Origin of the sequence: Actinopolyspora lacussalsi subsp. righensis, assembly GCF_900116555.1 — a bacterium.
In the GTDB taxonomy this organism is placed as follows: domain Bacteria; phylum Actinomycetota; class Actinomycetes; order Mycobacteriales; family Pseudonocardiaceae; genus Actinopolyspora; species Actinopolyspora lacussalsi.
The window spans coordinates 450,350-464,780 of sequence record NZ_FPAT01000001.1 but is presented as its reverse complement, the minus strand read 5'-3'; the positions used below and the strand labels follow the sequence as shown (position 1 = coordinate 464,780).

Genomic DNA, 14,431 nt, shown 5'->3' with positions numbered 1-14,431 from the left:
CTCGGAGGGCGTGACCGCCGAGAACCGTCGTCGTGCGGAAATCGGTGATCGACGTGGTTGACTCCTCGCGGTGGGAGCCGCGTCCGGCGCCCGCCCCGGAACAGGGCGAGCGGTCGGTGACGTCGATGTTCGGCAGGCGGGCGCTGGTCGAACGACTGTGCTCCGGCGCGCTGTCCGGCTTCCCGCCGCTGACGCTGCTCACCGGGGAAGCGGGCAGCGGGCGTTCGGCAGTGCTCGACGCCGTTGCCGGCGAACTCGTCGCGGCAGGGGCCCGGGTGGTGTCCATACGCGTCGGGGAGCACGAACGGTCCACCCCGTACGGGGTGCTCTACCGTCTGCTCACCGCTGTGGAGGAGCTCGGAGGTCGGGAGCGGGAGCCCACTTCCACACGGGACTCGGTGCTCGGTCTCGTCGCCAGGCTCAGTGCCGACACCGGTCGGGCCGGAGACGTCTCCGACCGGCTCGCGAACACCGTGCTCTCCTCGGTGCGCCGGTACGCGCCGTTGACCGTGCTGATCGACGACGCGCAGTGGACGGACGCCGCCACCGCTTCGCTGCTCGACCGACTCACCCGCCTGTTCGCCGGGCAGGGGTGTTCGATCGTGGCGACGTGGCGAATCGGGCACTCCACCGGCCAGGACGGACAGCGGCGTGCCGCCGAGCCGGCTCGGCTGGAGGCCGACGGGTTCGCCCGGTTCGTTCCGCTGCGCCCGCTGACCCGGGCGCAGAGCGCGGCCTTCCTCGCCGATTCGGTCCGGGCGGTACCCGACGCCGAGCTCGTCGACCGGCTGCACACCGCGAGCCGGGGCAACCCCGCGGCGCTGCGTTCGATGATCGAGGTGCACCGGCAGGCAGGGGTGTTGCGGGTCGTTGACCAGCACGCCTACACGCGGCCTGCCGTGGAGTGGCCGTCGCTGTCCGAATCGCACCCGTTGCTCGCCCCGATTCACGAAACCGGTTCGGTGCGCTGGTCGGTGGCCCGTGCGATGGCGGTGCTGGCCCCGCTGGACGAAAACGCGGTCGGGCTGGCCGCCGAGGCACTCGACCTCGATCCGGAAACCGTGCGTGCCGCGCTGGACTCACTCGTGACCGACCGGGTGCTGGTCGGATCTCGCGGAGCCCGGCAGCGGTGGCGGTTCCGGATCCCGGCGGTTCGGGACGCGCTCGAGTCCTCACTGGGTCCCTACGAGCGCCGCAGGCTCTGCGCACTGGCCGCGACCGCCGTCCGGGACGGCACCGCCGAACCGGACGACGAGAACTACCTGCCGGACCGACTGGCCGACGCGGGCAAACTGGTCGATTCGCGGCGTTCCGCCGAGCTGTTGCTGACGCGCGGCGTGGAGGTGATGTTCACCGACGGGCTGCACGCCGTCCGCTGGCTGCGTGCGGTGCTCGACCGGGCGAGCGATCCGGAACAGCGCGCCGTGGCGGTGCTCACGTACAGCGCCGCCTGCGCGATCCACGGCCGGATGACCGAGGCCGCCGACGGTGCTCGGGCCACGCTGCTCGAGCACGCCGACCGGTTGCCGGTCGAGATGCTGCAGGAAGTCGCGATCGTGTACGTGACCGGTCTCGCCGCCTGCGAGCGCTGGTCGGAGTTGTACCGGCTGGGAGAGGGTGAGCCGCCACCGGTGCCCGGCGGCCCGGCCAACGAGCTGGTCACCCGTGCCTTCGCCCTGATCGTGCAGGGACGCTGGGCCGAGGGCGACCGGCTGCTGGCCGAGAACCAGCGGTTGTGGTCGGCGGCGAATCCGATCACCGCCGACTTCGGTCACATGTTCCGGGGTGGTGCCGGAGTGCTGCTGGGCGATCCGAGCACACTGCGCCGCTCCCTGGCGGATCCGGGCATCTGGTCCGCTTCGGAGTACCCGCAGCACCGCTTCGAACAGGCGCGCTACGAGGTGGACATGCTGCTCCAACTCGGCGAGCTGGACGAGGCGATGCGGGTGCTCGACGACCGCGAGCTCGCACTCGAACAACTGCAGACTCCGGACCAGTCGCTGGTTCTGCTGCTGCGGGGAGAGCACTCGAAGGGGCTGGACGCCGCACGCCGCAGCATCGCGGACGGTGTCTACTCGGCACGTCCGTTGGCGCCGGTGAGGATGGCCCACGGTGCTGCCGGTGTGCTGACCGGGCGTGGTTGGCTGAGTCGGGCCCGGCAGCTGATCGGGATGGTTCGCGGCAGGCACCTCGGTCACGTGCTCGACCACGCCGAGTCGTGGGCGCTGTACGCGCTCGGGGAGGAGTCCGAGGCCGACGAACTGCTGCGTTCCGGGCTGCGCTCGGCCGACGAGCAAGGCTTCGTGCTGGGGACCGACTGGATGTGGGCGGATCTCGCCGTCCGCGAGCACCGGCGTGGTGATACCGGCGCTGCCGAGGAGTGCGTGTGTCGGGGCGGTTCGGTGGCCGAGGCGCTGGGTACCGGTCGATCCGAGATCGCCTGGCTGCTCTCCCGCGCCCTGGTGCACGGCGATCGGGACTCGGGGCGGGCCGCGGTGCGGCTGGCCCGCGAACGCGCGATGCCGGACGAGATGGCCTGGACGTTCCTCCGGGCCGCTCGGTCCGGTGTGGACACGGCGCGGTTGCTGCCGGAGGCTTACGAGCTCTTCGGCGAACTCGACGCGCTGCTGTGGCGGGCCAGGACGCGCGGGATCATGCGGGAGCACGACATCTCGGTGCCGGGGCGCGGGGTGGTTACGACCGAGAACGAGCGATTGCTCGCGGTGCTGGTCACCGAGGGGTTGGGAAACCGACAACTGGCGACGGTGCTCGGCACCAGCGAGAAGAGCGTGGAGGGCAGGCTCACCCGGATGTTCGCCCGGACCGGTCACCGTTCTCGGGTGGAGTTGGCCGCGGCCATGCTCACCGGTGAGTACACGCCCTGAGAAGCCGTGTGTTCGCCGGTCGCGTTCCCGGTGCCGAGCCGCCGGTGGGTGGACGGGTCCGACCGGAGTCGGAATCCCGCTCGTTCCCACCGACGTCGGAGCAGCGTGTTTTCCGGAAGATCAACCGCCGTCCGGTCCGCCCGAGGGAGGTGATGGGGCGAGGAAGCTCGCCAACGCGCTCTGCGGGGGTGGTGCCTCCCCCGCGTCGTTCCCCTGCAACGGCCGGATCTCCCCCGAGGGGGCGTCCTCGTTCCCCGTCCGCTCGATCCGATCCGAAGTCGACTCCGGAGCCTGCTCGCCGGGTGATTCCCGGACCCGGTCCTCGGCCGTTTCGGAGGGCGGTTCCGTTTCGTGCAGCCCCAACCGGATCAGTCCGTCCCGGTCCACTTCGAGCAGAATCGGCTCGTCCGGCCCGGTGCGCAGCGGCTTTTCCCACTCCGCCGGGTTCTCGCCACGGTAGGACGGAGTCAGCTCCCACTCCGGTGTCACCCGCACCAGATAGCGGGTTTCCTCGCTCCTGTCCGTGGATTCCTCGCTGGTGGAGTTCTCCGCCTCCTGGCTGTTGTTCCAATCTCCCAGGGTCCGGTTGATGCTGACCAGCCCCTGATGCGGTCGCAGTGGTGCTCCCTCCAGTCCCTGTTGGCGGAAGTCCATCGAACTCATCGCTCCCACCTGACCGCCGCGTTGCGAGGTCGACTTCGTCTCCCGCCGCTCGGTGTCGGTGTGGGTCAGCGAGCCCTGCTCGATCTCGCCGAGCAGTTCGCGACGGCTCAGATCGGCGTTGATCCGCACTGATTCCAGGCGTCCTCCCGAGAGGTCGACGGTGTGGCCACCGGTCGACAGCGCGTTCCGCAGGTTCGGGCGCAGGTGACCGACATCGGTGGCGGTGTGCAGCCGGGCGGCGTTGCCCGGACGCAGGCCCGGCCTGGGCGGTTCCAGGGCGGGGTCACCGTGCGCGAGCTTGCCGAGCTCCTCGTGCAACGCCGGTGCGGCGAACGGCCGCACCCGCACCTTCGCCTCCGCCGACCAGGCGGGCTGATCCGCCCGGTTACCCCGGCTCCACCGGAACGAGCCGTCGACCCGGGTCAGGGGCTCCGGTGCCGGACCGTCGGCGGGCAGCACCTCGGAGGCGGGGACGGTGGAACGCGCCGCCCCGCGCAGTTCGAAGCTACTGCGCCACGGCTCCCCGAAGCGGCGCGGGGCGAGCCGATCGAACCACTCGCCGAACCCGTTGCTGTAGGTGCCCGGCCGGGCGTAGGGATAGACCTCCATGTCGATGGTCAGGTCGTGCAGGAACCGCGCCCCGCCCTCCTCACCGGTGGTGGTGGCGGAGTGCTCGGTGCTCGCGGTGTTCTCGAAGCCGCGTTTGTTGCCGTAGGCACCGGTGAAGCCGTGCATGTGTACGCTGCCGGGGTTTCCGCTGGTCCCGTAGAAGGGCGACACCCCGATCATGGTGTTGAAGTCCCACCCACGCTGGTCGCTTCGTCCGGTGGCGCCGCTGTCGCCGTGCGAGTCGGTGGTGGTGTGTTCGGACAGCGTCTCCTGGTACCGCCCCGCACCGGGACGTGCGTGCAGCACCACCAGCTGCTCGACCTTGCCGAAGGGGGTGTCCCCGGTTAGGTGCACATGCCGTCCCCCGTTGAGCATCTCCTCGACGGCGTTGTTGAAACCGTGCCTGCTGCCCAGCTGACTCAGCACATCGTCGACGACTCGTTCGTTGATCGCGTCGAACTTCGCCACGCTCGGTTGTCGCTCCACCCGAGGTTTGCCCAGCACCTCGTAGGCGAGGTCGAGCATCCGAGCGCGGGCACCGGGTCGCCCGTGCTCGCGGGACCACCCGTCCAACCGCTGCCGCACCTGTTCCAGCAGCTCCCGCGCGGCGCCCAGCCGGTAGAGCTCGATCCGTCCGCTGCCCCGCCCCACGTTCGCCGGGGGACGCACCGTGGAACGCTCCACGTCCGTCGCTCGTGCGGAGACGTCGTTGTCCCGCCGCGCCTGTGGCGTGGGCCCGGAGGCAGTGCCCTGTTGATTCTCGGTGTCGGTGCCCGGCCGTTCGGTGCCCGGCCGCTCGATGTTGCTCCGGTAGTGCTCGGCGTCCTCAGCGGACAGACGTGCTATGTCGGAGTCGTTCAGCCTGCCTACCTGGTGCAGTTCCGAGGCGGGGACCCACACCTCGACGGCGTCGGGTACCCGTACCCACTTGCTCTGCTCGACCGGATCGCCCCGGTGCAGCAGTCGGAAGGGGTCCTGCCAGGATCGCCGCGTCGAGGTCCGCACCTCGTGCACCGCGTCGTAGCGCACCAGGTAGCCCCGGTCCGAGTGGTGGCGCGAAGAACCGCTCTTCGCGGTGTCGGCTTTCGAGGTCTCCGCGTTCTCGGTGGTGTACTTCCCGCCCGCCTCGAAGGACGGGCCGATCAGCGCCGCCGGGTTCCCGCTCGAGAAGTAGTGCGTGATGTCGAGCCCGAGCCGGTAACTACGGTTCCGCTTGGTCTTGGAGTCCAGCTCCCGCTCCGCGCGCTCGTCGGTACCGCCGAAGCGGTGCGCGTCGTCCCTGCCGACCACGCGCGGGGTGTCCAGCATGGTGGACAGATCCGCCCGGGCGGTCAACTCCCGGTTGCCCACCATTCCGCCGGAGTTGTGGCTCTGCAACCACGCGGTGTCGCGGTGCAGCGCGGCTCGTTCGAACCGGGCGGCACGGGCATCGGTGCTGGTGAAGGACTCGATCTCGTCGAGCGCGGCGTTGCGTTCGTCGAGTGCGCCGCTGCTCCGGTCGCGGCTGCTGGTCATCCCGTGATTGACGGACTCGTCGAACGCCGCGGGCCTGCCACCGACGAACGGAGCCATCAGGCGAGCAGGCCATGGTGACCCCGTGATCGCACCGAGCATGTCCGTCATGGTGCGGCGCAGCCCCGGCACGGGTTTGAGCGTTTCCAGCTCGAATCCCGCGGGGAGGTGCCCTTCCCGGTCATGGCGCGGTGCCCGGCCCCGTTGCCAGGAGCCGGTCGTTCCGCTCCGACGGGTCTCCGCTCCGGTGTCCCGGTTCTCCCGCGCGGGGTTCCGGGTTTCCCGGCCGGTGTTCGTGGTGTCCGATTCGGAACGCGGCTCGTCGAAGCGGGTCCCCGTGCGTTCGGGGGCCGACACCCGCACCTCCGAGCTGATCCTGCTCGTGGTGTCCGGTTCCGGCCCGTCCGACCACCGACCACCGATCCGCACCTCGAAGTCGGTCGGGTAGCCGAACTCGTGTACCGGGGAGCTCTCCGACGACCGCTCGTAGCCACTCAGATGTGAACTGGTCTCGCCTCGACTGTTCGAGGTCTCCACGGCGGCTTGCAGTCCGGAGAAGTCGTTGTGTTCGTCGGGTCCGATCGGGTTGGGGATCGAGGCGGGGGTGATCCCGCTGATTCCGACAGTGGTGGTCCTGCCGTGCTCACGACCGAAACTGTGTTCGTCGCGTCCCCCGAACCTGCTCTTGGCCGATTCACCGTCAGTGCTGCCCAGATATCTGGCCCCGGAGCGGTCCATCGCGCCGCGTACGAACACGTCCGGAGCTCCCGGGTGCATCGAACCCAGGGGCAGGCGCAACCCGTCTCCACCGGTGATTTCCCCGGGATGGTTGCGGACGAAGGTGTTGAGCCGTTCGGCGAGGTCGGGAAGGTTCTTGCCCGGTAGCGTCCCGTCGGCGTGCAGCTCGCTCAGCACCGGTCCGGTAATGGCCCGCACCGTCTGTTCCGGCAGCCGTTGGTGGGCGTCGAGCTGATCCGGGACGCGGTGGCGGTCGAACCCTGCGGGAAAGGGATCCCGAGTCGACCCGTCATCGGTGTCGCGCGTCCACACCGTCGCCGCACCGTCCACCCGCAGCAGCCGCTCGGGTTCGTATCGTTTCGCCGATCGCGGGTGGTGCGGTTCCTCGTTCGGGACCTCACGCTGTTCGTTGCCCACCCGCACCAGGTACCGCGTGTCGAGGCGTTGTTTGCGCAGCCGCCCGCGGTAGTCGCTGGTGGTCTCGTGTTCGTGACCACTGGTGAGGGTGTCCTCGTTCCGGGTGCTGCGGATGTGCGAGACACTCGGTCCGGCCAGCGCCCCGGTCAGGCCGGTGATGTCGCCCGCGGCCACCCACAGTCCGCCCCCGCGCTGGCGGGTGTTCGCCTGCCCGGAGGTGGACTCCGCCGTGTCCTTGGCGGTGTGTTCGACCGTCCCCTCGACGTCGGGAAGCCGCTGGGCGTTCGTACCGTCGGCGATGCCCACCACGATCTCGGTCGGAGTCCGCTTCCCGCCGAAGGAGAAGGATTTCCGGACCGGCCCCTCGAACACCTCCTCGCCCAGCGAGTGCAGCCAGTCGCGCAGCTCCCGGCCCGCTGGATCCCCGACCCGCAGTCCCAACTCCTCGGACACCGCGCGGTGGACGTCACCGAGGCCGGAGAGCTCGACGTGCTCTATCTCGCCCGGGTGTCGCCAGGGCTCGGTCGAATCCCGTGCCGTGTTGTCCGGCCAGGTCAGGTGCACCTTCGCGTCGGCGGAGCCGTGCTGGGTCACCTCGTCGTTCCAGCTGGACCGGCCCGGGGTGCGCAGGGTGATCCGGTAGTCGACCGTGTGCTCGGCCGTCCGGCTCGGCCTGCCGTGCTCGGTGAGCGTGGTGGTTTCCTCGTGCGAGTTCCGCGTGGTCAGGTCGGAGTCCCGGGAGTTGACCAGGCCGGCCACCTGCAGGTGCGTCAGCAGGTGCAGCCACGGTATCCGGATGTTGAGCCCCCCGGTCCCGAGCGGGGAGCGCTTGTTGGTGGAGCTGTGCTCGGCCTTGTCGTGCGTCCGTGAACTGGTGAACTCCTCGGTTCCCTCGCGCGAGTCGTTCCGCGCCGCCTCGCGCAGCCCGACCAGGTCCAGGCTGATCCGCCCGCCGTGCTTGCCTGCCCGGGGGCCCAGATCCACCTCGTAGCTACCCTCGGCCGACTCGTGGAACCTCTTCCGCAGGTTCTCGTCGGAGAAGGCGATCTCGACGAGGTCCCGCAGGCTCGGGTTGCCCCGCAGCCGCTTGTTGCCGGCGAGCAGTTCGAGCACCGACTCACGTACGGACGCGCCGTCGATGTCCTCGGTCACTTTGGGGCGGTCGGCCCTGACCCGGTCGAGCGGGGTCTCGCGTGAGCTCGTGGTGTTGTCCCGGCGGGGTGGTGCCGACGCGGTGTGCGAGGTGGGCCGCTCGCTGGTCTCCTGCCGCCCGGTGCTGTCGAGGGTGGTCCGTGTCCGGTCGTTCGCCGCCTCGTGTGTCCGGTCGAACTCGCCGAGAACTTCGTCGGTGAACTCGCCAGTGGTCGATCGCTGCTCGACGGTTTCGTTCGCGGTGCGGTTCGTGGTCGAGGTGTTCCGGTCCGGCTGTTCGAGGTTTGATTCCTGGTGGAAGGTCTCCAGCTCGATCTCTTCGGGGATGGGGGGCAGGCGATCCGGTCGTGCCCGTGCCGGGGCTACGTGCGGCGTGTGGGCGGTGTCGTTTTCTGCCGGCCGGATCCGTGCGGCTCGTCCGGAGCGGGGGCTTCCCGATTCCTCGCGGGGTCGAGTCGAGGAGTCGCTGTCTTGTTCGCCCTGCTCGTTCCGGGATGAGGATCGGTCCCGGGACACTTCTGGGGTGGATTCTTCCGTCTCGTCGTGCGTGGTCGTGGAACCGCTGTCCCGGTTTTCCGTCGAGCCGCGCGCATCGGTGGGAAGGGAGTGGGAACGGTCTTCGGAGGGGAGTGTTTCCGCGTTCCGCTCCTCGGAACCACGAGGCTCACCCGCATCAGCTCCGTGGTCTCCGGGAGCCAGCAGTTGTTCCTGTGTCTGATCCGATTTGGTGAGGATGATCCTCGGCGTCGGGTTCGCGTCGTTCTCCGGCGTGCTCGCCTGATCGACGTCGCTCGGTGCCTGCGGCTGCCTGCCGCCGTCCTCGTTGTCCCGTTCCTCGGGGGAGTCCCGTTCCTCGGGGGAGTCCCGTTCCTCGGGGGAGTCCCGTTCCTCGGGGGAGTCCCGTTCCTCGGGATTCGCGGTGTTCGGGCCGTTCTCGGACGGGAGGTTGTTCTCGGGCCGGGGGGCACCGGCGGACCGGGGGATGATGTCGGGCCGGGCGCCCTGGCTGTGGGCGGTGTTCTCGATGGCCCAGAGATGGCGGGGTTTGAGGTGGGGATCGTGGTTGACGGAGTGGCCCATCAGGCCGTCGTCCAGTCGAACGGAGTTGTGCGAGGGGTGGGGGTTTCCGGTGTGCACGTCGGTGGCCCGGCGTGGATCCCCCCGGTTGAAAACGCGGCGGGTGTCGGGGCCGTCGAGTGCGCCTCGTGGGTCCGGGGACTCGTCCGGGAGGCCGAGGTAGTGGCCGATCTCGTGGGCGTGGATGTTCGGGGAGGCGTGGACGTTCCAGTGTTTCTGCTCGGTGCGCCCCTCACCGCTGACGCGGATGGTGTCGTGGGCCTCGGCCGGGGTGTCGACGAACTCGACGCGGGCGTGGAACTGGTCACCCGAAGGCAGCCGGTTCCCCTGGTTGAACAGGGTGTCGACGGTGTCGGTGAGCCGGTCGCGCAGGTCGCGCAGCTGTTCCGGGGTGATGGTGGGGTCGGGGGCGAGGTGGGCGCGGAAGGTGTACTCCTGCACGCCCTGTCCCGCCACGTCCATGTGGCGGAGGTCGTAGCGGATGCGGCCCTCGTAGAACTCCAGGTTGTCGGGCGTGCTGTCCATACGCACGTCGCGGACCTCGGTGTCTATCTCGTGGGCAGGTGTGTGCTCGCGCTGCTCGCGCCACTGCTCGGGATGGACCGGAGTGCTGTCGGGCTCGAACCACGCGGCGGTGGGGGCGGTGCTGTGCTGCCACGACCTGTCCCACGGGTCGGTTTTCCCGCCGTCTGCGTTCGAATCGTCCTCCTGGAGGGTCGAGTCGTCGGATCTGTCGGAAGAGTTCGTGCCCTCGTCCACGTCCAGGGGAGCGGGACGACTGCCGGAACCACCGGAATGGTCCCGGTAGGTGCGCGGGTCGTTCCACTCGCTGAAGGTGTGCGGGTTCGACGAGTCGGGGGCGAACAGCGCGCCGGGGTTGATCGTCCCGTCGGACGGCGGTGCGCCCGGTGGCACCGAACCGGGCGCGGGTGCGCCGTTGCCGCTGGGATCACCGCCGCCGTTCGGGACGGGACCGTTCCCACCTGCCCCGTTCGGGCCGAAGTTGCCCATGTCGAGCGCGTGCGGGTCGAAGCCGCCGGTGGTGTCGTTGAGCAGCGCGTTGAAAACGGGGTCGTTGAGCAACTCGTCGAACTCGTTGGGAATGTCCGGGGCGAAGGTTCCGGACGCGAACAGATCGTTGCCGTTGCCGGTCAGGTTTGTGGGATCGAAGCTCAGCGAGTTCGGATCGTTCGGATCGATCGAGAAGGCGGTGGGATCGTTCTGGTGTATCGCGCCCACGTTGTTGAGCAGGTTCTCCAACCGCACACGGCTTTCGGCCCGTTGCTGGGCCGTGTCGTTGTGCCGAACCAGCAGGTCCTCGTAGTACTCGCGCACTTGTGCGTCGGCGTCCTGGAGCGACTGCGGGTTCTGAGTCGGGTTCCAGGGTTCGGGAAAGAACAGCGCGCTGGGGTCGGAGGCGATCACCATTGCGCGTCCGCTCGGCATCCAACTGTTGTTGGTGGCTAGTCCCCATCCGGCGGGATTGCCCATGAAATCGGCGTCGAGAACCTGCTGGATACGTTGCGGTGAGCCACCCAGGATCTGGGTCGTCTCGCTTCCGACCTCGACATTCATGTTGGACAGCCAGTTGTCGAACGATACCGGGACGTCGCTGGTGGAGGGGTCGAGCACGTGCAGCTTCGGGCCGTTCGGGGTGCTGACGATGACCGAGGGCGCGACGTGGTAGCTCCAGTTGACCTGTCCGGCCAGACCGGGGAGCGCGTCGGCGGAGTACGGCGTTCGCACCGACAGGTCCGGATCGATGCGTGCCACGAAGATCTTGCTCGGCGCGGCCCCCATGCGCTGCAGGTCCAGTGCCCACAGGTGGGCGCGGATGTAGCAGCCGTCCTCGGGGTGATCGGTGCGGATGGTGGTGCGACCCCGTGCGTGGTGCTCGAAAGTGGACCGCTTGAGCTGGTCGTGCCAGTACGATGCCTGCTCCATCGACACCGGATCTGTGGAGTAGGCGCCCATGGCGTGCAACACCTCGTGGTAACGCCAGGGTGCCGCGCTCATCAGATCGGAGCTCAGTTCGCTGCCCGTCTGCGTCCGGTAGGCGTCCTGGATCGCCCACAGCGCGCGGATGTCGCGGCCGACTCCGTGCAGCATCGTCATCGCGTCGTCGAATCGACCCGCCGAGTTGTGTTGGACCAGTTGACCGGCGAAGTTCCACACCGACTGGTTGTACGCGGGGTGATACCCCATCCCCGGCGGTGCGGAGGTCGACGGCGCTCCTGGCTGGGCCGGGCCCGTCACGTAGTCGCGTGGCAGCCCCAGCAGGTCCATCGCCCGGAAGTAGTTGGGCCGGTCGAGGTTCAACGCCAACGGCATCCACAGGTCCATGCCGCTTGTGCGCGCCCGGAAGCTCTCCTGCAGCGACTCGCTCGCGGCGGGATCGCCCCGCAGCTGGTGGAGCTCGCGGATAACCGCGTCGGTGTCTACCGGGGCGGTGGACAGCAGACCGTACAGCACCTCTGCCCGTTGGGCCGACTCCGCCGTAGGAGCCGGTCGTGTCGGTGCCGAGTCGCTGTCGGCCGAGTCCCGACCAGCGTTGTTCCTGGAGGACTCACTCGTGCGGTTGGGGTCACCGGTGGTGTCCACGGGCGCCTGGCGCGTCGTCCCCGACTCGGATGTCGGACGTGTGGGCTGTGAGGTGGTGCTCGGACGCCCGGTGGAACGCGGAGTCTCGTTCCTGCTCGTCGAGTTCGAGGATTCGGTGCGTACCTTCGCCGGGCTGTCGTCGTTCGGAGAGGCGCTGCGGGGAGATCCGGCCGTGCGGTCGGTGGAGTCCGGACGAGCCGGCGTGGTGTTTCCGGTGTTGGTTCCGTTCCCACTCGTGGTGCCGGACGGCGTGGACGAGGTATTGCCCCCCTGCGGGGTGACCACGGGTGTCGGACCGTGCTCGGTGGTGTTCCGGGTGTTCGGGGTGCCCTCTTCCGACCGAGCGGTGGTTCGCTCGCCGCTTGCCTGTTCCGACTGCGGGGCGGCGTCGGTTGTCTCGTCGTGTCCGTGAGTCGGTGTTCGCGACCATTGGTCGAACCGGGAGTCGGTCGGTTTCCCCGGTTGCGTGGATGGCTCTCTCCCCTCGGAAAGCGTGTCGGAACCGGTGCGATCGGAACCGACGTGGTTAGAAACCGCGTCCCGGTCCGGTTCGGACGTGTTCGTGCGGTCCTGCTGCGGAGATCCGGTGATGTCGGCGCCGCGCTGTGGGCCGCTCGCCTCCGCCGTGGGACGTGTGTCGGTGCGTCCGTCGGGTGTCCGCTGAACGGTGGTGTTCTCGTCTCCGGTGCCGGGGGAACCGCTGGAATCCCGCGCTCCGCCCCCGGTGTCGACGCTCGTCGAGCCGTCCTGCCGGGCCTCGGTGCTCGACGTGTCGTGCTGTTCGGTGTCGCTGTGCGGGGTGGATTCCGTGGCGGTGCTCGACGACCGGCCGGTGGTCTCCGTACCGCCCGAGCCGGGAGTGTCGGTGGCTCTCGTCGGTACTTCCGTGTCGTCTGCGAGGCCGCCGGGACCCTCTCGTGATGGTGCGGGTGGCTGCGGTGGCGGGTCTGCGGGAGCGCTGTGCTGATCCTGGAACCGCGTGGAGCTCGGGCCGCTCTGCTGTGCGGTGTCCTCCGCGTCGATTCGTCCTCCGACCGCGACGGTGGGGTCGGTTTCGTCGTGAACCGTGCTCTGTTCCCGAGCGGACGGGGGCTGCTCCGCGGAGTGGTCCTCCGAGGCGGACGTCAGGACGGTGGAACCGCTCGTGTCCGCGCCGTCGTTGTCGTCCTGCCGGGTGACGTCCTCGGGATCGCGCTGCGTCCCGCTGTCCGAGGGGGTTTCGTTCCTCGGCCCGAATTCGTCCCGGCCATCGAATTCGCGTCCGTCCGGAGCGTCCGCTCCGGTGCTGTCCCATTCGGTGCTGTCCTGAACGGTGCTGACCCGATCAGCGGTGCTGTCCGGCCCCGTTCCGTGAGCCTCTCGCTCGTTCTCGGCGGGGTTGTCGTGCCGCGAACCGACCACTGACGAGTCGTCGCCCGCTACCTCTCCGAATCCGGCTGTACTCTCGTCGATCGCCTCGTAGCTCGACTGATCCACGCCGTCCGGCCCCAGGCCGGAGGTGTTTCGGGTCGTTTCCGTCGCACCGAGCGTGGTACCGCTCAACCAGCTCCTGTCACTTGCCCCGTCGTCGAGGGCATCCGTATTGAAGGAACTGCCGTCGAGGGTGCTGCCGTCGCTGTCCTCGCCGGTCCACGTGGACTCGCTCCCGACGACGGCTCCGTCTTCGCCCGTTGCCTCCCCCGGAGCACCGATCGTCTTCGGCAGGTCCTCCGCCCCGGGCAGGCCCTCCGTCCCGGGGAGGTCGGTGGCGACGTCGAGGTCCCCCAGCCCGTCCAGCCCGCTGGTGTCCGTCCCTCCGTCGTCTCCGCCGTAGGAGCCGTTCGTCCCACCGTTACCGCGTTTTTCGAACCCGTCGGCCATCGACGAGGTGAATGAGAAGGGGTTCCACTCCTCCGAACCGAGCGCGGAGTTGGTCGCCCCGTCGGCGGCGAACCCCGCTCCTCCCTGGCCGACGATGTTGGCCGCGTCGAAGCCGAGTTTCCCTCCGGTGGTGTCGAGGAAGTCCTTCGCGCCCTGCCCGAGGACGCCCTCGGCTCCCTCCGCGCCCGGACCGCGGACTACCTTGTCGACGCCGGCACCGCCGACATCACCGATACCGCCCCGTACGAACCCACCGAGCCCTTGGAAAACGCCGTACACGGCACCGCCCATCGCGCCGCCGAGCGCGCCGCCGAGCACCGCGCCCTTCGTGAAGTCCTCGTTCCAGTCGGTGCGCACTCCGGTGAGCATCTGCATGCCCTGGATCGCAACGTCCAGACCGACCTCGAGGGTGACTCCCGCCGCCGCACCGACGATGATGTTCTGCAGCACCGTGCGGAAGAGCGACGTGATCACCGCTCGTGCCGTGGCGGCCGCGGCCGCGGTGATCGCCTGTCCGATGCCGGGCAGCCAGGAGAAGGCCAGCGTCGCGGCCACGATCACCAGCTGCACGATGATGCTGATCTTGACGTACTGGATGTCGGCCGCGGTGTTCTTCGCCAGCTCCGAGTGCTTGGTGGTCTTTTCGCGCAGCTCCCGCAGCAGCGGCCGCAGCGTGTCGGTGACGTACTTCCCGTAGGCGTCGCTGAACTCGCCGTGCATGGTGGTGCCGATGTCGTTGGCCGAGCGCTCCACCGCGGCTTCCAGCTTGTCGATCGCCGCGCAGATGTCCGACCAGGCCACGCTCATCCTGCGCAGCCCGTCCTCGTCCCCCTCGGGCCAACGTTGCCCGCCGACGATCTCCAGTGCCTTCTGGAGTCCCTCCGGGAGTTCTGTGGGCATGGGACACGATTCCTTAG

Annotated in this window: 2 protein-coding genes; one reads left to right on the top strand and one right to left on the bottom strand. The window is 69.3% G+C overall.

Features of this window, described 5'->3' with window-relative positions; all coding sequences use genetic code 11:
* Positions 1-44 precede the first annotated feature (44 nt).
* The gene (locus BM394_RS02040) at positions 45-2,885 is read left to right on the top strand and encodes an AAA family ATPase (RefSeq protein ID WP_139235114.1); all 2,841 of its coding nucleotides are present in this window, start codon (positions 45-47) and stop codon (positions 2,883-2,885) included.
* A gap of 120 nt (positions 2,886-3,005) precedes the next feature.
* Here the strand turns inward: BM394_RS02040 and BM394_RS02035 are convergent, their stop codons facing one another.
* Complete coding sequence (locus BM394_RS02035; RefSeq protein WP_092973116.1) at positions 3,006-14,414, bottom strand: protein-glutamine glutaminase family protein; 11,409 nt, start codon at positions 14,412-14,414, stop codon at positions 3,006-3,008.
* Positions 14,415-14,431: the final 17 nt, after the last annotated feature.

Excerpts from the sequence above, each read along its gene's own strand:
- BM394_RS02035 (WP_092973116.1), bottom strand. The coding sequence starts at position 14,414 with ATGCCCACAGAACTCCCGGAGGGACTCCAGAAGGCACTGGAGATCGTC.